Source organism: Streptomyces sp. NPDC107550 (genome assembly GCF_055639095.1).
Window position 1 is genome coordinate 300,380 of record NZ_JBVKBC010000002.1, and the last position, 18,542, is coordinate 318,921.

14 protein-coding genes are annotated in these 18,542 nt (G+C 73.2%); 5 read left to right on the forward strand and 9 right to left on the reverse strand.

What is annotated here, in order from left to right:
* Positions 1 to 3 precede the first annotated feature (3 nt).
* The 3 genes from mmsA (at position 4) to ACZ7LY_RS04420 (ending at position 3,391) form a co-directional block, all read left to right on the forward strand.
* Positions 4 to 1,563, forward strand: a complete 1,560-nt coding sequence (gene mmsA / locus ACZ7LY_RS04410; RefSeq protein ID WP_471622996.1) for a multiple monosaccharide ABC transporter ATP-binding protein — start codon at positions 4 to 6, stop codon at positions 1,561 to 1,563.
* Positions 1,560 to 2,795: a multiple monosaccharide ABC transporter permease gene (gene mmsB, locus ACZ7LY_RS04415; protein ID WP_471622997.1), complete on the forward strand. Its 1,236-nt coding sequence runs from the start codon at positions 1,560 to 1,562 to the stop codon at positions 2,793 to 2,795. The genes mmsA and mmsB overlap by 4 nt, the downstream gene beginning before the upstream one ends.
* A gap of 134 nt (positions 2,796 to 2,929) precedes the next feature.
* On the forward strand, positions 2,930 to 3,391 hold the full coding sequence (locus ACZ7LY_RS04420) for a hypothetical protein (protein WP_471622998.1): 462 nt from the start codon (positions 2,930 to 2,932) through the stop codon (positions 3,389 to 3,391).
* Between the two features lie 48 nt (positions 3,392 to 3,439).
* Here ACZ7LY_RS04420 and ACZ7LY_RS04425 read toward each other — a convergent pair whose 3' ends face one another.
* Both ACZ7LY_RS04425 and ACZ7LY_RS04430 read right to left on the reverse strand, forming a co-directional pair.
* Entirely contained in the window at positions 3,440 to 4,282 is an 843-nt protein-coding gene (locus ACZ7LY_RS04425) for an SMP-30/gluconolactonase/LRE family protein (protein ID WP_471622999.1), read from the reverse strand.
* A complete protein-coding gene (locus tag ACZ7LY_RS04430; RefSeq protein WP_471623000.1) occupies positions 4,279 to 5,052 on the reverse strand; it encodes an IclR family transcriptional regulator in 774 nt (257 codons plus the stop codon). The genes ACZ7LY_RS04425 and ACZ7LY_RS04430 overlap by 4 nt, the downstream gene beginning before the upstream one ends.
* 209 nt (positions 5,053 to 5,261) lie before the next feature.
* Here ACZ7LY_RS04430 and ACZ7LY_RS04435 point away from each other — a divergent pair, with 209 nt between their 5' ends.
* Entirely contained in the window at positions 5,262 to 5,855 is a 594-nt protein-coding gene (locus tag ACZ7LY_RS04435) for a hypothetical protein (RefSeq protein ID WP_471623001.1), read from the forward strand.
* Positions 5,856 to 5,873: 18 nt separating this feature from the next.
* On the opposite strand, the gene ACZ7LY_RS04440 is transcribed toward ACZ7LY_RS04435, so the two are convergent.
* Both ACZ7LY_RS04440 and ACZ7LY_RS04445 read right to left on the reverse strand, forming a co-directional pair.
* A complete protein-coding gene (locus tag ACZ7LY_RS04440) occupies positions 5,874 to 6,794 on the reverse strand; it encodes an ATP-grasp domain-containing protein (RefSeq protein WP_471623002.1) in 921 nt (306 codons plus the stop codon).
* Positions 6,795 to 6,901: 107 nt separating this feature from the next.
* The gene (locus tag ACZ7LY_RS04445) at positions 6,902 to 7,351 is read right to left on the reverse strand and encodes a PTS sugar transporter subunit IIA (RefSeq protein ID WP_471623003.1); all 450 of its coding nucleotides are present in this window, start codon (positions 7,349 to 7,351) and stop codon (positions 6,902 to 6,904) included.
* A gap of 594 nt (positions 7,352 to 7,945) precedes the next feature.
* Here ACZ7LY_RS04445 and ACZ7LY_RS04450 point away from each other — a divergent pair.
* Positions 7,946 to 9,400, forward strand: coding sequence for an acyl-CoA synthetase (locus ACZ7LY_RS04450; protein WP_471623004.1), 1,455 nt, complete (start codon positions 7,946 to 7,948; stop codon positions 9,398 to 9,400).
* Between the two features lie 406 nt (positions 9,401 to 9,806).
* Here the strand turns inward: ACZ7LY_RS04450 and ACZ7LY_RS04455 are convergent, their stop codons facing one another.
* The 5 genes from ACZ7LY_RS04455 to ACZ7LY_RS04475 all read right to left on the reverse strand — a co-directional run bounded on the left by ACZ7LY_RS04455 (position 9,807) and on the right by ACZ7LY_RS04475 (position 17,973).
* Positions 9,807 to 10,622: an ABC transporter ATP-binding protein gene (locus ACZ7LY_RS04455; protein ID WP_471623005.1), complete on the reverse strand. Its 816-nt coding sequence runs from the start codon at positions 10,620 to 10,622 to the stop codon at positions 9,807 to 9,809.
* Positions 10,609 to 11,652, reverse strand: a complete 1,044-nt coding sequence (locus ACZ7LY_RS04460; RefSeq protein ID WP_471623006.1) for a taurine ABC transporter substrate-binding protein — start codon at positions 11,650 to 11,652, stop codon at positions 10,609 to 10,611. Before ACZ7LY_RS04460 ends, ACZ7LY_RS04455 begins: the two co-directional genes overlap by 14 nt.
* Positions 11,653 to 11,696: 44 nt before the next feature.
* Positions 11,697 to 12,563 (reverse strand): ABC transporter permease, encoded by an 867-nt coding sequence (locus ACZ7LY_RS04465; RefSeq protein WP_471623007.1) that lies wholly within the window; start codon positions 12,561 to 12,563, stop codon positions 11,697 to 11,699.
* Positions 12,560 to 13,711, reverse strand: a complete 1,152-nt coding sequence (locus ACZ7LY_RS04470) for an LLM class flavin-dependent oxidoreductase (protein ID WP_471623008.1) — start codon at positions 13,709 to 13,711, stop codon at positions 12,560 to 12,562. The genes ACZ7LY_RS04465 and ACZ7LY_RS04470 overlap by 4 nt, the downstream gene beginning before the upstream one ends.
* A gap of 593 nt (positions 13,712 to 14,304) precedes the next feature.
* Positions 14,305 to 17,973 (reverse strand): S8 family serine peptidase, encoded by a 3,669-nt coding sequence (locus tag ACZ7LY_RS04475; protein WP_471623009.1) that lies wholly within the window; start codon positions 17,971 to 17,973, stop codon positions 14,305 to 14,307.
* Positions 17,974 to 18,542: the final 569 nt, after the last annotated feature.

Consider the following 18,542-nt stretch of genomic DNA (forward strand, 5'->3'; position numbering starts at 1 on the left):
ACCATGGCGGGACCCGTCCTGGAAATGCGTTCGATCGTGAAGACCTTTCCCGGTGTGAAAGCACTGTCGGACGTCACCCTGACGGTCCGCGCGGGCGAGGTCCACGCCATCTGCGGGGAGAACGGCGCCGGCAAGTCCACCTTGATGAAGGTGCTCTCCGGCGTGCACCCGCACGGAAGTTACGAGGGCGAGATCCTCTTCGAGGGAGAGGTCTGCCGGTTCAAGGACATCCGCGCCAGCGAGCAGCGCGGCATCGTCATCATCCACCAGGAACTGGCGCTCGTGCCGTTCCTCTCCCTCGCGGAGAACATCTTCCTCGGCAATGAGCACGCCCGGCGGGGCCTCATCAACTGGCGGGACACCTTGCGGCACGCCAGCGCCCTGCTGCGCCGCGTCGGGCTCGACGACCACCCCGAGACGCGCGTCGCGGACATCGGCGTCGGCAAGCAGCAGCTCGTGGAGATCGCCAAGGCCCTGTCGAAGGAGGTGAAGCTGCTCATCCTGGACGAGCCGACGGCCGCCCTGAACGACGAGGACAGCGGCAAACTCCTCGATCTCATCCTGGAGTTGAAGGCGCAGGGCATCACCTCGATCATCATCTCGCACAAGCTGAACGAGATCCGGCGCGTCGCCGACTCCGTCACCATCCTGCGCGACGGACGCTCCATCGAGACGCTGGACGTGAAGGCGCCGGGCACGACCGAGGACCGGATCATCTCGGGGATGGTCGGCCGCGACCTCGACCACCGCTTCCCCGAGCGCTCCCCGCACCACCCCGAGGAAGGCGTGGCGCCCGCCCTCGAGATCCGCGGCTGGACCGTGCGCCACCCCATCGACCAGCAGCGCAAGGTCGTCGACGACGTGTCGATCGAGGTGCGGCGCGGCGAGATCGTCGGCATCGCGGGGCTGATGGGCGCGGGCCGCACGGAGCTGGCGATGAGCGTCTTCGGGCGCGCCTACGGCCGCTACGCGGGCGGCACGGTCCTCAAGGACGGCAGGGAGATCCGTACGAAGACGGTCGCGGAGGCGGTCGGGCACGGCATCGCGTACGTCACCGAGGACCGCAAGCACTACGGGCTGAACCTCATCGACACCATCAACCGCAACATCTCGCTGACCGCTCTGTCCAAGGTCGCCCGGCGCGGGCTCGTGGACGAGCACACCGAGCGGCAGGTCGCCGAGGGGTACCGGACGTCGATGAACATCAAGGCGCCGACGGTGTTCGAGCCGGTGGGCAAGCTGTCCGGCGGCAATCAGCAGAAGGTCGTCCTCAGCAAGTGGATCTTCGCGGGACCCGATGTGCTGATCCTGGACGAGCCGACGCGCGGCATCGACGTAGGCGCCAAGTACGAGATCTACACGGTCATCGACCGGTTGGCGGCGCAGGGCAAGGCCGTCGTCTTCATCTCCTCCGAGCTGCCCGAACTGCTCGGCATGTGTGACCGCATCTACACCATGGCCGCCGGCCGGCTGACCGGCGAGGTGCCGCGCGCCGAGGCCACGCAGGAGGCGCTGATGCGCCGGATGACCAAGGACTTCAGGGACGAAGAGGTGGGCCGATGAGCACCGATGTGACCGACACGAGTCCGGCGTCCGCGCCCCCGGGCGGCGGCGCGGGCGGCGGGCTGCTGGGCCTGGTGCTCGGCGGGCTGCGCCGCAACATGCGCCAGTACGGCATGATCATCGCGCTCGGGCTGATCGTCGCCCTGTTCGCGGTGTGGACGGACGGCGACCTGCTGCTGCCGCGCAACGTCTCCAACCTCGTCCTCCAGAACAGCTACATCCTGATCCTCGCCATCGGCATGATGCTGGTGATCATCGCGGGGCACATCGATCTGTCGGTGGGCTCGCTCACCGCGTTCGTCGGCGCGTTCGCCGCGGTGCTCACCGTGCAGCACGGGGTGGCGTGGCCCGTCGCGCTCGTCCTGTCACTGCTGGTGGGGGCGGTCGCGGGGTCGGTGCAGGGCTTCCTCATCGCGTATCTCGGCATACCGTCGTTCATCGTGACGCTCGCCGGGATGCTGCTGTTCCGGGGGCTCACGGAGATCTTCCTCGAAGGGCAGACGCTCGGCCCGTTCCCCGACGGGCTGCAGAAGATGGGCAACGGCTTCCTGCCGGAGGTCGGCCCGCACACCAACTACCACAACATCACGCTGCTGCTCGGGCTCGCGCTCGCGGTCTTCGTGGTGGCGCAGGAGGTACGGGACCGCCGCCGCGAGCAGGAGTTCGCGCTCCAGGTCGTGCCGCGCAACCTGTTCCTGCTGAAGCTCGTGGCGATCGTCGCCGCGATCCTCGTCGTGACGCTGCTCCTCGCCAGTTACGAGGGCGCCCCGATCGTGCTGCTCATCCTCGGCGCGCTCGTCGTCGGCTACGGCTACGTCATGCGCAACGCGGTCTTCGGGCGGCACATCTACGCCATCGGCGGGAACCTGCCCGCGGCGAAGCTGTCGGGCGTCAAGGACAAGAAGGTCACGTTCCTGGTCTTCCTCAACATGGGCGTCCTCGCGGCGCTCGCCGGGCTCGTCGTCGCGGCCCGGCTGAACGCGGCCTCGCCGAAGGCCGGCCTCAACTTCGAACTGGAGGCCATCGCCTCGTCGTTCATCGGCGGCGCCTCGATGAGCGGCGGCGTCGGCACGGTCCTCGGCGCCATCATCGGCGGCCTCGTCCTCGGCGTCCTCAACAACGGCATGAACCTGCTGAGCGTCGGCACGGACTGGCAGCAGGTCATCAAGGGGCTCGCGCTGCTCGCCGCGGTCGGCTTCGACGTATGGAACAAGCGCAAGTCCGGCTCCTGATCCAGGGCCATGAGGCCGCCCTGCTCGCGTGAGCCGGGCACCCGGGCCACCGAGGGCCCCAGCCCGCCGAGGGCGATGAGGGCCATGAGGGCGACGAGAACAACGCGGGCAACGAGAAAGGCGAGGACGCGCACATGGAGCGGGAACTGCAGCCGCTGGTCGGGGTCGGCCCGCTGCGGCTCGGGACGACGGTCGAGCAGGCGCGCGGCGCGGTCGAGGCGTGGGGCGCGCTGCGCGTCGCGTCGAGCGACCCGGAGCCGGGCCAGATCACGCTGAAGCACGACGCGTCCGGCCTGAGCGTGGTGCTCGGCTTCACCAAGGGCGCGCTCAGCGGCATCGAGCTGTTCCGCTTCACCGAGGAGGACGCGGGCGTTCGGGTCGTGCTCGACGGCCTGGACGTGTTCCGCACGCCGAGCACCGAGCTGTACGAGCGGTTCGAGGAGCGCGGGCACGAGATCACGGAGGACGACCTCGGCTTCGACGTGCTGCCCCGCCTGAAGGTCATCCTCGCCAACCAGTCCAGCTACGAGTACCCGGTCGACGAGGACGGCGACCCGCTGTACTACGACTACGTGCGGGTCACCGACGAGGGCTGAGCCCCGCGTGCGCCTGGGTGCCCGCCCGGGTACCGGCCCGGGCGCCGGTCAGCCGCCGAACGCGGGCTGGGCGAGCCCCCGGCCCGCGTCCGGCAGGACCAGCAGGGAGCCCTCAAGGGGTGTCGGCGCGTCGAGGCCGGCGCGCGCGGTCGTGACGTACAGATCGGTGAGGCCGGGCCCGCCGAACGCGCAGGCCGTGGGGCGCCGCACGGGCAGGTGGACCGTGCGGTCCAGGGCGCCGGAGGGCGTGTAGCGGCGCAGGGCCCCGCCGTCCCACAGGGCGACCCAGACGCAGCCGTCGGCGTCCACGGTGAGCCCGTCCGGGTAGCCGGCGCCGGGCTCGATCCGCGCGAACTCCCTTCTGCCCGCGACCCGTTCGCCCTGTACGTCGAAGACGTCGACGCGGCGGGTCGGGGTGTCGACGTAGTACATGAGGCGGCCGTCCGGGCTCCAGCCGGTGCCGTTGGAGACGGTGACGGCGTCGAGGATCCGCGTCACCTGCCCGTCCGGGGCGACGCGGAGCAGCTCGCCCGCGCCGGGCCGCTCGTCGTAGGCCATCGAACCGGCCCACAGGGAGCCGTCAGGGGCGACCGCCGCGTCATTGCCCCGGCGGCCCGGCACCGGGTCGCGGTGCAGCCACGAGAAACGGCCGCTCGGGTCGTAACGGCCCACGCCATCACGGAGGTTGACGACCAGGCCGCCACCCGCGCGGGGCTTCGCGGCGCCCACGTGCTGCTCGGTGGCGAGGACCGTGCGGCGCCCGTCGGCGGGGGCGTAGGTATGGACGCGGGAGCCGAGGATGTCGACCCAGATCAGCCGCCCGGCCGCCGGGTCCCAGGTCGGGCCCTCGCCGAGGGCGGCACGCGCGGCGACGGCCTGTTCGACGTTCACGGCCGCCCCCGGTGGCCCAGCCGCTCGGACAGATCGGCGGCGCCCTTGACGACCAGCTCGGTCAGCTCCTCCAGGCGCGCGTCGCTCCAGCGGATCATCGGTACGGAGATGGAGAGCGCGGCGACGACCCGGTTCGTACGGTCGTACACGGGCGCGGCGACGCAGGACACGTCCGGGTTGGACTCGCGGCACTCGACGGCGACCCCGCGCTCGCGGACGCGGGCGAGATGGGCGCGCAGCACGGCCGGGTCGGTGATCGAGTTCTCCGTCATGGCGGTCAGTTCGGCGCCGTCCGGGACGCGGGCCGCCCGCTCGGCCTCGGGCAGCGACGCCAGCAGCATCTTGCCCACGGAGGTGCAGTGCGCGGGGAGCCTGCGGCCGGCGGCGGAGACCATGCGTACCGCGTGCGTGGAGTCCACCTTGGCGATGTAGATGACGTCCGTGCCCTCCAGGATCGCCACGTGCACGGTCTCGTCGCAGGTCTCGGCGACGGCCTGCGCGACCTGGCGGCCCTCGGCGGCCAGGTCGAGCTGTTCCGCGTACCGGCTGCCGAGCTGGTAGGGGCGTACGCCGAGGCGGTAGCGGCCGGGTTCGCCGGGGGCGGGCACGAGGTAGGAGCGGGCGGCGAGCGTGGTGACCAGCTCGTGCACGGTGGTGCGGGGCAGCCCGGTCCTGCGGACGATGTCCGGCGCGGACAGGGTGCCGTCCCCGTCGAGGAAGAGTTCCAGGATGTCCAGAGCCCGGGTCACGGCGGGTACGAGGCGTCCCACGGCCGGCCCCCTCTCACGTCGTTCGAGATTTCAACCGCCTGTCGGTATGACGAACATAGGCTACGCACTGGGGTGTTGAGCGGGCAATGCCTTGGTGGGCCGAGGGGCGTGGGCGTACGGGCGTACGGGCGTACGGGCGTACGGGCGTACGGGCGTACGGGCGTACGGGCGTACGGGCGTACGGGGGCAGGGTGCGCGACCATGGGGGCATGCCGAGTTCCACACCGTCCGGGGCCGCCGCGCCCTTCACCCCGCTGGACTTCCAGCTCGTGCTGCTGCGCCGCATGGCGGACCACAACCCCCGGCTCGTGGAGAGCGCCCGCGCCGACCTCGGGGTGTCGGTCGCGGACATGCGCGAGGCGAACCGGCGCTGGCAGGCCATGCTGCACGCGCGGGCGCCCCGGGCGGCCGTCTCCCGCTACCGTTCCGTGCTCGGCGCGCCGGAGCGAGTGCTGACGCGGCAGGTCGGCGACCTGAGCTGCGAGGCGCTGTTGTGGCCGGTGCCGCTCTGGCCCGACCTGCGCTTCGAGGTGCTGCTCGCGCCGACCGGCGCCGTGTGGAACGAGTGGCTGATCCGCGCGCCCGGCGCCCCCTCCCCCGCTCTGCGCACCCTCGCGGACCTCACGCCCTGGTCCTGCACGGTCGACGAGGCGGCCCGCGCCTTCGCCCCGGCCCGCCCGCTGGAGGGCTCGGCGCCGACGCGCTGGGGCCTCGCGTTCGCGGCGCCGGACGAGAGCGGGGCGGTGCGGCGGGTGCGGGCGGAGTTCACGTGGGGGCTGTTGCAGCGGTGGACGCAGGAGTGAGCTTCCCTGGTACGGGGGTCAGGCGGCGGCCTTGACGATCGCCTCGGCGACCAGTGGGGCCGAACCGGGGTGGACGGCGCCCAGGAAGAGGTTCGGCTCGACCAGCTCCAGCTCCATGAGGCACGGACGGGTGCCTTCGCCGGGGGCGGCCGTTGTTTCCGGGTTCGCGGTCGTCTCGGGGAGGGCGTCCACGAGGTCGACGCGGGCGTACAGCAGGCGCTCGGGACCGCCCGGCACGGCGGCCAACGCCTGTTCGGCGACGGCGAGTTCGGCGCCGGTGGGCTGCCAGGCGGTCAGCTCGGGGTGCGGGACCTTGCGGGCGTCGTAGGCGACTCCCGGGGCGAGGACGGCGCCCTTGCGGATCGCGTGCAGGAAGCGGCCTCCGTAGAAGATCAGGGCGCGTTCCCCGGTGACGTCGATGCCCTCCGCGTACGGCTGGACGGCTGCCGTCAGTCCCTCGGCGTGCATACGGGCCACCTGGCGCAGCGCGCTCTCCCGTTCGTCGGGGCGGTAGCGGGCGGCGTAACGGGCGCCCGCGCCCGAGGTCGGCTTGACGACGAACTCCCGGTCGCGGGGCAGGTCGGGGGCTTGGCCTGGGGCGGCGTAGGCGGTGGGGACGGTCGGCACGCCCGCGTGGGCCAGCTCGCCCAGGTAGCGCTTGTCGGTGCTCCAGCGGATCACGTCGACGGGGTTGGCGAGGCGGGTCGCCGCCGCGCAGCGCTCGGCCCAGGCCAGGAACTCGGTGCGCCGCCAGCTGTAGTCCCAGGTCGAGCGGAGCACGGCGAGGTCGTAGCGGCCCCAGTCGGCGTCCGGGTCGTCCCAGCACACGGCCTCGGCGTCGGCGCCGGCGCGGCGCACCTCGTCGACGAGCAGCGGCAGATCGCGGTCCTCGGGGCCTTGCGGGGGGCGCCGGTAGGTGACCAGGGCTATGCGGGGCATCGGGCTACTCCTCGGTCGCGCGCCGTGCGGTTGCGGCGGCTCGTGCGCGCGGGACGGCACGAGCCGCTTCGAGGCTAACGCGGGTGCGGGGCGGGGCCGCGGGCGGCTCAGTTCCAGATGAACAGCTCGCCGCCGGCCGTCACCTCGCCAGACTCCGCGACGGCGGCGAGGTTGTCGGGGGCCGCCTCCAGGGCGATCACCGGGGAGATGGGCGACTTGCCCGCCGCCTCGACGGCCGCGGGGTTCCACTTCACGACCGGCTGACCCCGCCGGACGCGGTCTCCCTTGTGTACGAGGAGTTCGAACCCTTCGCCGTTGAGCTGGACGGTGTCGATGCCGAGGTGGACGAGGACGCCGTGGCCCTCGTCGTCCATCACGACGAAGGCGTGCGGGTGCATGGAGACGACCTGGCCGTCGACCGGCGAGACGGCCTCGATGGGCTCGCGCAGGGGGTCGATCGCGGTGCCGGGGCCGACCATCGCGCCGGCGAAGACGGGGTCGGGGACGTTGGCGAGGCCGATCGCCTTGCCGGCGAGGGGGGAGGTGACGGTGGTCATGGCGGGCCTTTCGGTGGCGGGAGTTGAAACGGGCCGCGTGCCCAACGAGTGGGGCGGGTGGAAAGTTATCCGGCGAGGTGCGCTTACCGCCCGGGGCTGATCATCCGTCCGTCTTCTCGGACGCGGGGCGGGTCGCGCCGCGGGGTGAGCGGGCGGGTCCCCTGCGGCCCGGTGGGCGGCTGGCCGCGCACTACGCGTGCGTGGTCATCTGCGGCCCGGTGGGGGCTGATCGCGCAGTTCCCCGCGCCCCTATCGGGGCAGACGCGTGCGTGCTCACCTGCGGCCCGGTGGGTGGCTGGTCGCGCAGTTCCCCGCGCCCCTTCGGGGCACGACCGTGCATGGTCATCTGCGGGTGCGTGGGGCTTCTCGCGCAGTTCCCCGCGCCCCTGAAGCATGCACTGCGTGCAGCTTCCCCAAGGGGGGAGGCGGCGACGCAGTCGCCCCGACAGGGGCGCGGGGAACTGCGCGAGCAACCACGACGCGAGTCGAGGCCGAAGAACCCGCCCGAGGGGGCCGCCACGTCCGCTCGCCCCGACACCGGGCACCTTTACGCTCAGGAACGCTGAACACCCGCCCCCCGAACGGAGTGCCCCCGTGGAACGGCTCCTGCCCACCCTCACCACCGCCCACGAAAAACCCGCCCTGCGCTTCGGAACCGGCCCGACCCTGACCTACCGCCACCTCGCGGAGCGCACCGCCCCCCTGGCCCACCGCCTGGCCCCCACGCACCGCGTCGCCGTATGGGCGCAACCCGTACCGGAAACCCCCCTCGCGGTGATCGCCGCCCTGCTCGCCGGCAAGGCCACCGTCCCCCTGAACCCGAGGTCCGGCGACCAGGAACTGGCCCACATCGTGAAGGACAGCGCCCCGGACGCGATCCTGGCCGCCCCGGAAGCCGAACTCCCGCCCGCGCTGGCCGCGTTGCCCCGCATCGACGTACGGCCCGAACCGGACGCGGACGTCCCGCCGCCGGTCGAACCGGCCGACCCGGAGACCCCCGCGTTCATCGTGTACACCTCGGGCACGACCGGCCCGCCCAAGGGCGCCGTACTGCCGCGCCGCGCGCTCACCGCGACCCTGGACGCGCTGGCGGACGCGTGGGAGTGGACGGAGCGGGACACGCTGGTGCACGGGCTGCCGCTGTTCCATGTGCACGGCCTGATCCTGGGCGTCCTCGGCCCGCTGCGCCGCGGCGGCACCCTCGTCCACCTGGGCGGATTCGACGTACCCGGGGTGCGCAGGGAGTTGGCGGCGGGGGCGACGATGCTGTTCGGGGTGCCGACGATGTACCACCGGCTGGCCGAGGCGCTGCCCGGCGATCCGGAGCTGGCGGCGGCGCTGGGCTCCGCGCGGCTGCTGGTGTCGGGGTCGGCGGCGCTGCCGGTCCACGACCACGAGCGGATCACGGCGGCGACCGGGCAGCGGGTCGTCGAGCGGTACGGCATGACGGAGACGCTGATGAACACCAGCGTGCGCGCGGACGGCGAGCGGCGCCCCGGCACGGTCGGCGTGCCGCTGCCGGGTGTGGAGCTGCGGCTGACCGGCGAGGACGGTACGACGCCCGTCGCGGAGGGCGATCCGGAGGCGGTCGGCGAGATCCAGGTGCGCGGCCCGAACCTGTTCCTCGGGTATCTGAACCGGCCGGAGGCGACGGCCGAGGCGTTCGCGCCGGGCGACTGGTTCCGTACGGGCGACATGGCGGTCCGCGACGCCGACGGCTATGTCCGCATCATCGGCCGCAAGGCGACGGACCTGATCAAGAGCGGCGGTTACAAGATCGGCGCGGGTGAGATCGAGAACGCGCTCCTGGAGCACCCGGGCGTGCGGGAGGCGGCGGTGACGGGCGCGCCGGACGCGGATCTCGGCGAGCGGGTCGTGGCGTGGATCGTTCCGGTGGACGGCGACCGGCCGCCCGGCGAGCGGGAGTTGGCCGATCACGTCGCCGCCCGCCTCTCCCCGTACAAGCGTCCTCGTACGGTCCGCTACCTGGACGCGCTGCCGCGCAACGACATGGGGAAGATCCTCAAGCGGTCCCTGCCCCGGCCCTGAACGCCCTTGCAGAGCAAGGGAGTACGGGGGGCGCAGGCAGGGCGGGAAACGAACAGGCGATCAGTTGTTCGCTTGAACAGGTGATCGTCGCTCCAGAGTTTGCATGTGGCTGCCGTAACCAACGATGCTTACGGGGCGCAAGCAACGGGCTGCAGACCGTTACTTCCGCACCGGATGCCGTGCACGCATCAGTCCCGTTTCGCGCGGGCCCCCTGTCCTCAGGGCGCAGGAGGCAGGCGCACATGTCCCACATGAAGCATCGCTAGGAGAAGCACCACCATGAACCTCATCACCGACATCCTCGCCGGCCTCGTCCACTTCGTCGGCTGGCTGGTCTGACCCTGTCGGACGCCTGGCGCGGCGCCGTCTCCCCCGGTCCCACGGGGAGGCGGCGCCGCCGCGTTTCTCAGGCCCCGGCCGCCTCTCGCATCACGGCCGCCAACTCGCCGCGCAGCCGCGAGAATTCAGGTGTCCCGCGCAGCGCGGCGACCGCGCCCGCTCCCGCGCCCCGGTCGAGCCCGACGGGGAGTTCGGCGACGATCCGGCCCGGCCCGGCGGCCATCACGAGGACCCGTGAGCCGAGCAGGACGGCCTCCTCGGCGGAGTGCGTGACGAACAGGACGGTGGTGCCGGTGGCGTCGGCGAGGGACCGTACCTCTTCCTGGAGCCGTTCCCGGGTGAGCGCGTCGAGCGCCGCGAACGGCTCGTCCATCAGCAGGATCTGGGGCTGCCCCGCGAGCGCGCGGGCGAGCGCCACGCGCTGCTGCTGACCTCCGGAGAGCTGCCAGGTGCGCCGCCCGGCCGTCCCGGCGAGCCCGACGAGCGTCAGCAACTCCTCGATCCGATCGGCCCGTTGCTCTCTCGGTACGCCGTGCCGGGCGAGCGCGAAGGCGATGTTGCCGCCGACCGTGCGCCACGTGAACAGGCGCGGCTGCTGGAACACCACACCCACCCGGCGCCGCACCTCGACCTCGCCCGCGGCCGCCTTCTCGAACCCGGCGACGAGCCGCAGCAGGGTCGTCTTGCCGCACCCGGAGGGCCCGACGAGCACCGCGAACTCCCCCGCGCCGACGCTCAGCGACACGTCCGCCACGGCCGTGACCAGCGCCTTGGCACTCCTGTACCGCACGCTGACGTCCCGCAGTTCGAGATCGGCGGTCCGCTCTCCGGTCACCGTGGCCGTGTCCGTGGCGCCGCCCCTCTCCGGCTCACTCGGCGCCACGGGCCAGCTCCTTCAGCGCGAGGGCCGCCTCGAAGTCGGCGCGCGGGGGCACCGCGTCGACGGCCTTCTGGCCCTTGAGGAAGACGGCCGCGTCCCGCAGGTTCGCGGCGAGGGCGCCGGGCTTGCCGGGCGTGCCGAGGTAGGCGGCCCCCTGCTGCTGGCGGGCGTCGAGCAGGACGAGCTGGCCGAGCTGCTTCCGGGCCTCGGCGGGGGTGATGCCGAGTTCGCGGGCGATGGACGCGGCGGCCTTCGCGGGGTCGGACTTGGCCTGCGTGACGGCCTGGTTCTCCGCCTTCACCCAGGCGGTGACGATCTCGGGGTGCTTCTTGGCGAAGTCGTCGGTGACCACGCCGAGGTCGGCGGTCGGCTTGCCCGCGTCGGCGATCTTCCGGCTGGTGGTGAGGACCGTGCCGTCCTTCTCCAGTTCGCCGAGGGTCGGCGTCCACACGTACGCGGCGTCGATGTCCCCGCGCTTCCACGCGGCGAGCGCGTCCTGCGGCTGGAGATCGACGAGCGTGACGTCCGACGCCTTCAGGCCGGCCTCCTCCAGCGCCGCGAGCAGCGAGTAATGGGAGGTCGAGCCGAACGGCGTGGCGATCTTCTTCCCCTTGAGCGCCTTCACCGACCCGATGCCCTTCTTGGCGACCAGCGCCTCGTTGTCCCCGATCACGTCGTGGATCCAGACGACCTTGTACGGGATGTCCAGCGGCGCCGACAGGCCCTTGGTGACGGGACTGGAACCGGCGAGCCCGAGGTCGACGGCGCCGGATATCACGGCGGTGTTCACATCGCCGCCGGAGTCGAACCTGACCCACTTCACGTCGGCGTCGGGCAGCGCCTTCTCCAGCAGCTTCTGGTTCTTGACGACGAGATCCGCGTTGGGGATGGACTGATAGGCGATACGCACCTGCGTCTTCCCGTCGGCGGCATCGGCACCCGTGCCGCAGGCGGTGACGGAGGCGCCGAGGACGAGCGCGCCGGCCACGGCGAGGAGAGCGCGGCGGGAGAGGGCGGAGGGCATAGAGGGCATGAGGACTCCAAACTGGGCGTGTATGTAAGGGAGTTCGGCGGGGTTCAGGTCCGGCCGCGCCACGGGACGGCGTACCGCTCGACCGCCCGCAGCAGCGCGTCGAGGGCGATCCCGGAGACGCCGATGGCGAGGATGCCGACGATGACGACGGCGGTCTGGTTGTAGCGCTGGGCGTCGCGGATCATGCCGCCGATGCCGGGTACGCCGTTGACGGTCTCGGCGGCGACGACCGAGGTGTAGGCGACGCCGACGGCGATCCGGACGCCGGTCAGGATCTCGGGCAGCGCGGACGGCAGCCGCACGGACAGCAGAAGTGTCAGCGGCCCGGCACCCAACGCCCGCGCCGCCTCCACGAGTTCGCCGGGGACCGTGCGGACGGCGGCGGCGGTCGCGGCGGCGATGGGCGGCAGCGCGGCGACGACGAGCAGCCAGATCTTCGGCGACTCGTCGATGCCGAACCAGATGACGAGCAGCGAGAGGTACGCGAGCGGGGGCAGCGTCCGCAGGAAGGTGACGGCCGGTTCGAGGACGACGGCGACCGGCTTCACCGCGCCGATGACCAGGCCGAGCGGCACGCCCGCGAGGACCGCGTACCCGGTGCCGACACCGATCCGGCGCAGGCTGACGAGGAGGTGCTCGGTGAGGGTGTGGCCGCTGTAGCCGTCGCTCATGCCGACCGTGAAGGCGTGCCAGACGTCGGCGGGCGAGGGGACGAGGACGCGGGGCCACAGTTCGGCGGCGACGGCCGCCTGCCAGGCCGCGAGCAGCACCGCGAGGGCGACGAGCCGCAGGGCGAGCCAGCGCGCGGCCTCAAGCAGCGGGCGCGCGTCCCGGGATGTACGGGGGTGCCGGGCGGGGGCGGCCGGGGTGGGCGCGGCCGGCTCGCGCTCCTTGACGTCGGCGGCGCTCACCGGGGCTCCCCCGAGGAAGCGGGAGCGGGGTCGGACGGGGCGGAGGAGGCGGGGGCTGCCGGGGCTTCGGCGAGCGCGGCGAGGCGCGGGGCGACCTCCTCACCGACGCGGAACGCCTCCTCCAGATGCGGCCAGCCCGAGAGGATGAACTCCTCGACGCCCGCGCGCCGGTACTCGTCGAGGCGGGCGGCCACCTCGTCGTGGGAGCCGACGAGCGCGGTCCCGGCGCCCTCGCGGACCAGCCCGACGCCCGCCCACAGGTTCGGCGCGATGGTCAGGCCGTCCGTCGTGCCGCCGTGCAGGGCGGTCATCGCGGCCTGGGCGGTGGAGTCCATGCGGGCGTAGCGCTCCTGGCTGGCGCGGATCGCCGCGGGGTCCATCCGGTCCAGGATGCGGTCGGCTTCCGCCCACGCCTCGGACGCGGTGTCGCGGGAGATGATGTGGATGCGCAGCCCGAAGCGCAGGCGCGGGTTGCGTGCGCGCAGCCTGGCGACGCGGGTGGCGACGGCGTCCACCGGTTCGCCCCACAGGAGCTGGACGTCGGCGCGGCGGGCGGCGACGTCCTCGGCGGCGGCGGAGGCGCCGCCGAAGTAGAGGGGGACGGGGTGGTCGACGGCCGGGTCGGTCAACTGGGCTCCCTCGACCTGGACATGCTGCCCCTGGAAGTCGATGCGCTTGCCGTCGAGCAGGTCCCGCAGCACGGCCATGACCTCGTCGGTGCGCCCGTACCGCTGGTCGTGCGCGAGCCTGTCACCGTAGGAGCGCTGCTCGACGGGGTCACCGCCGGTGACGACGTTCAGCCGCAGGCGCCCGCCGGTGAACTTGCGGAAGGCGTCGGCCTGTTGGGCGAGGAGCGTGGGGCTGGCGAACCCGGCGCGGAAGGCGACGAGGAACCCGATGCGCTCGGTGTGCTGGGAGAGCGCGGAGCTGAGGATCCACGGATCCACGCAGCCGAGGCCGACCGGGGTGAGCAGCGACGCGAACCCCGACTGCTCCGCCGCGCGGGCGACTTGGGCGAGGTAGCCGATGTCGGCGGGCCGCCGGGTGGCGGAGCCGCTGCGGCCCTGGACGGCGGTGACGCCACCGGGATCGCGGCCGTCGCCGCCGGTGGGCAGGAACCAGTGCAGCAAGGGGGACTTCTCGGGCATGGAGGGCACCTTCGGGCGACGACGGGACGGCGCGGGCCACGCCCCGACGCCGGAACACGGGACGGAGGGGCCGCGCGGGGCGGGGGAAGCAGGCAGCGGCGGAGGTACGTCACGCACCTCCCGCCACAGCCGTCACAGCCGTCACCCGCACCGCCGCACGGGACACCCGTGACGGGAACGAGGAGGAGGGCGGCCGGGACGGGCGGCGGCGGGCGCGAGCGGCGGCGGAACACCCCCGGGCGCGGTAGCCGTTCCGGGCGTCACAGGCCGTCGGACGCCCGCACACGGGAGGGCGACGGACGCACCCGACCAGCAGGGAAATGCCTGGTCAGCGACAGAACGCGGCCGGCCGCGCGGTAGCCCGACAGAGCATCGTGGACACACGCAGCAGATCCACGTGACGACGCGAGACGAGTACCGGGGCCATGCGGGCATCTTTTCCGCGCGGACGCCCGCTCCACAAGCATGTTCCACATGCCGGACGAGAACGTCTCACCATGCAGACCAGCGCCGGCCCGGAACACCACACGGGGGCCCGGCGCAGGTCCTCTCGCGCCAGGTCCCGCCCCCACCCAACACACCCCACCGAAGGGCTACTTCACGGCCGCCGCCCGCAGGATCTCCTGGGTGACCGAGCCGCCCCTGTCGTCCTCGGCGCGCGCCCGCAGCGAGACCGAGGCGGCGTCGCGCGGGACGGCGAGCGCGCCCCGCCAGGCCGCGCCGCCGCCCGTCCGGCGGAGGACGACGGGCATCCACGTACGGCCGTCGTCGTACGAGACGGACAGGCTGCCGCCGCCGAGCCTGCCAGTGCCCCGCGCGTCCTTGACGTACGCGGCGGACAGGCCGATCGGGAGCCGGGCGCCCGCGCGGACCGCGCCGTGCAGGTCGGTACCGAGGTCGTAGCCGAGGTTGATGAGCGGCAGGACGGTGTACGTGTCGGCGGGCGTGCGGGCCGAGCGGAACCGCCACTCGCTGTGCGCGGTCGTGGCGAGGCCCCATTCGGCCGCGTCGAGGGCGGTGTCCGTGACGACGCGGTACGGCAGTTCGGAGCCGTCGCTGACCTCGAACTCGACGGCGCTGCCCACCTGTCGGCCCTTGCTCTCGCCGGCGACGAACGCCTCGGTGTGCTGCGTCATGCCCGACTCGGGATCGTACGCGTCGCCGAAGCCGGTGTGGTCGGGGCCCGAGTCGCCCCAGCCGGGCAGGTCGAAGCGGAGTTCGTCACCGCGCCGCTCCTGCCCCCGGCCGAGCCCGGACCCGGCGAACGGGTGCAGGACGGGCCGCGACCAGTTCAACTCGGCCCGCCTGCCCGGCGCGTAGCGCACGACGCCGCCGCGCTGCTCGTACAGCCCGTACGCGGTCGCGTCGGTGATGCTCTCCTGCCAGCCCTGCCCGGCGTCGCAGGAGACGAAGTCGGTGCGCCTGCCCGGGAAGGCGCGCGGCTCGTAGGAGCCGCCCGTGACGGGGAAGGCGGGGTCGATGCCGTAGCGGACCTCGGCGCCGTCCGGGTGCCGGGTGTCGTAGTACGTGGTGTCGACGGTGGCCAGCTCCGAAGGGCGCGGCGCGAACACGAGGTCGCGGTCGGGCACGCCGCGCCGGTAGCCCTTCGACAGGTCGTAGACATAGGCGAGTTGATCGGCGGGCGTACCCGTCATGTCGATGCGTTCGCCCTCGCGCCGCATGGTCTCCAGGCGCCGGAAGCCGGCATGGGAGACGCCGGCGATCTGGAGCGGCCGGTCGTCGCCGTCCGCGTCCCAGAAACCGGAGTCGATGCGGCCGGGCCGGTCGTCGGTGACGAACAGCGCCTTGACGCCCGCGTCTTGGGCGGCCTGCGCGACGGCTCCGGGGTCGCGGGTGCCGTCGAGGTGGACGAGGGCGGCCTTCCCGGCGGCGTCCTGGCCCGCGTAGTCGCCGGGCGCGCCGCTGCCCGCGTCCACGAGGGCGAGCCTGCTGCGGCCCTTCACGAGCGTGGATCCCGGCTGCTCCCACGCCTCGCCGACGCCCTTGACCGCGATGCGCGGCTGCCCCTCGCGCCAGGTCGTGCGGAACGCGTACGTGCCCTCGCGCAGCGGGCCGGTGGGCGCGGCCAGCAGCGTGTCGTACGTGACGGGGAGCTGGACCATGCCGGACAGGTCGGCGCCGTGTGCCGCGCGGTCGTACTGGAGGAGCGTCCGGTGCGGCTCGGTGTCCCGGTCCACGCGCGTGCCGACCTCGCGCAGCCGCGTCCCGTCGAGGGTGACCTCGGTGTCCTTGGTGACGCGGACCTCGGGGGCGGCGAGGTAGCCGAGGCCGAGCGAGTCGTCGCCGTGGGTGCCGGGGACGTCGAGGAAGGTGTCCAGGTAGTACGTGCCCGGCTTGACGCGCAGGGCGAGGGTCCCGGAGGCGTCGACGCTCGCGCCGTCCGGCAGGGCGTGCTCGGCGAGCGCGGTGTAGGTGAGGTTCGCGGGGGCGGGCCTGCCGTCGCGGCCCTTGACGTGGACGGTGAGCGTGTAGCGCTCCTCCTCCGCCACGAGCCCGTACGCGGTGTGCGCGACCGGCACACCGCCGGAACTGGCGACGATCGAGCCGGAGTTGGCGCCCACGGCCGCCTTCGAGATGTCGGAGGTGACCGTCGTGGCGGCGGTGCCGTGCGCGGGAACGGTCAGGTGCGTGTCCGCGAGCGTGACGAGCCCGGCGGCCGCGCCCTGGACAGCGAGGTCCAACCGCACGTCCGTACCGGAGGAGTTGGCGTACGAGACCGTACGCGTGGTCGGCGCGTCGCGGTCGTACGGCCAGGGGTGGAAGCCGAAGTCGACGCTGCCGGTGGCGGTGACGGGCGCGGTGACGGCGTCGGCCACGGAGACACGGCCCGCGCCGGTCGCGTACGCGGAGTCGTCGAGCGGCAGCGACGTCGACATGAGGGCGTCCTTCAACTGCCGTCCGTCCCAGTCGGGATGGCGCTGCGCGAGGAGGGCGGCGGCGCCCGCGACATGCGGGGCCGCCATCGACGTACCGCTCATCGAGGTGTACGGGCCCTCGCCGTCCGCCAAGGACGAACGGGCGGCGACGATGTCCACGCCGGGGGCGGCGAGATCGGGCTTGAGCGCGCTGTCGCCGAGGCGCGGGCCCTGGCTGGAGAAGTCGGCGCGCCGGTCGTCGGCGTCGACCGCGGCGACGGTGAGCGCGGCGTCGGCGGTGCCGGGCGAGTCGAGGGTGCCGGGGCTCGACGAGTTACCGGCGGCGGCGACGAAGAGGGCGCCGGTCTCGCGGGAGAGGGCGTCGACGGCCGCCGCCATCGGGTCGGTGCCGTCGCTGGGCGTGCCGGCGCCGAGCGACATCGACACGACCTTCGCCTTGACGTCCCTCGCGGCCCACTCCATACCGGCGATGATCTCGGACTCGGTGCCGTAGCCGTCGTCGCCGAGGACCTTGCCGACGGCGAGGTCCGCGTCCGGGGCGACGCCCTTCTCCTTGCCGTCGGAGGCGGCGCCGGAGCCGCCGACGATCGAGGTGACGTGCGTGCCGTGCCCGGACCTGTCCGCGACGGACCCGCCCTCGACGAACGACTTGGCCTGCGTCACGCGGGAGGCGAGGTCGGGGTGGGAGGGGTCGTAGCCGGTGTCGAGGACGGCGACCTTGACGCCCTTGCCGGTGCAGCCGTTCTGCCAGGCGCGGGGGGTGCCGATCTGAGCGTTGGACTGCTCCATGGCACCCCCGACGCGGGCGTCGAGCCACAACTTACGTACGCCCGGGGTGAGTTCATGAGGCCCTTCGGTGACGGACTTCCAGAACCGGCGGCCCTTGTCGGCGTCGAGGGCGGCGCCGCCGATGCTCGTGAGCTCGCGGGTGCGGGCGGCGCCGTCCGGGGCGGCGGGCGTGGCGCGGGCGGTCTTTCCGCCGTAGGTGGCGATCAGCGGGGTCGCCTCCGCCTTGTCGTCGGCGAGGCCCTGGCGCAGCAGCGCGGTCACGTCGAACAGGCGCGGGTCCAGCCGGCCGGCGGCTATCAGCGGGGCCGCCTCTTGCGGTACGACGGTGATCTCGCCGCCGCTCACCTGGGTACGGACGATGCCGGGGGCGCCGCGGGGGCGCTCGACGTCGACGGCCTTCTTGCCGCCGCCGATATCGGTGACGGTGACCTTGTCGCCGGTCAGGAGCGTGACGGTCGCGGGCGGCGACGCGGGTGCGGGGTGGGCGTGGGCGCGGGCGCCCGGGGCGGGGAGCAGGGTCAGGGCGAGCCCTGCGGCCAGCGCGGGTACGCCACGTCTGACGGGCCGTCTCCTCATGGAGTGACTCTCCTTGGATCTCCGCGGGGGTACTCCGTACGCGTTGCAGTGTGAAGCCGGGGGCGCGTACGAGGCACCGTTTTCGCGCAGTTCCCCGCACCCCTTTCGGGGCTGCCCCCTGGCGCCGTGTGTTATCTGCGGGTGCGTGGGGCTTCTCGCGCAGTTCCCCGCGCCCCTGAAGCATGCACTTCGTGCAGCTTCCCCTTGGAGGAAGCGGGGCTTCGCCCCTGCTTCCCCAGGAGGGAGGTGGCGACGCAGTCGCCCCTCCAGGGGCGCGGGGAACTGCGCGATCAGCCCCCACCGGCCGAAGGATGACCACGCACGCGTAGTGCCCCGTCAGGGGCGCGGGGAACTGCGCGGCCAGCCACGACGGAAGTCGCGGAGATCCACCGGCCGGAGCCACCCACTCACCCAGGGGCGCGGGGAACTGCGCAAGACGGTTACTTCAGCAGGCCCGCACTGGAGAACCCGGCGGAGCCGCAGCGCCCCCACCCGGCGTACTAAAACGCGCGCACCACCCACCCGCCCCCCAAGATGCCAAGAAGGGCCACGACCTCGCGGCCCACCCG

Excerpts from the sequence above, each read along its gene's own strand:
- ACZ7LY_RS04445 (WP_471623003.1), bottom strand. The coding sequence starts at position 7,351 with ATGACCACCGTCACCTCCCCCCTCGCCGGCAAGGCGATCGGCCTCGCC.
- ACZ7LY_RS04440 (WP_471623002.1), bottom strand. The coding sequence starts at position 6,794 with ATGCCCCGCATAGCCCTGGTCACCTACCGGCGCCCCCCGCAAGGCCCC.
- ACZ7LY_RS04475 (WP_471623009.1), bottom strand. The coding sequence starts at position 17,973 with ATGAGGAGACGGCCCGTCAGACGTGGCGTACCCGCGCTGGCCGCAGGG.
- ACZ7LY_RS04435 (WP_471623001.1), top strand. The coding sequence starts at position 5,262 with ATGCCGAGTTCCACACCGTCCGGGGCCGCCGCGCCCTTCACCCCGCTG.
- mmsA (WP_471622996.1), top strand. The coding sequence starts at position 4 with ATGGCGGGACCCGTCCTGGAAATGCGTTCGATCGTGAAGACCTTTCCC.
- ACZ7LY_RS04420 (WP_471622998.1), top strand. The coding sequence starts at position 2,930 with ATGGAGCGGGAACTGCAGCCGCTGGTCGGGGTCGGCCCGCTGCGGCTC.
- ACZ7LY_RS04460 (WP_471623006.1), bottom strand. The coding sequence starts at position 11,652 with ATGCCCTCTATGCCCTCCGCCCTCTCCCGCCGCGCTCTCCTCGCCGTG.
- ACZ7LY_RS04470 (WP_471623008.1), bottom strand. The coding sequence starts at position 13,711 with ATGCCCGAGAAGTCCCCCTTGCTGCACTGGTTCCTGCCCACCGGCGGC.
- mmsB (WP_471622997.1), top strand. The coding sequence starts at position 1,560 with ATGAGCACCGATGTGACCGACACGAGTCCGGCGTCCGCGCCCCCGGGC.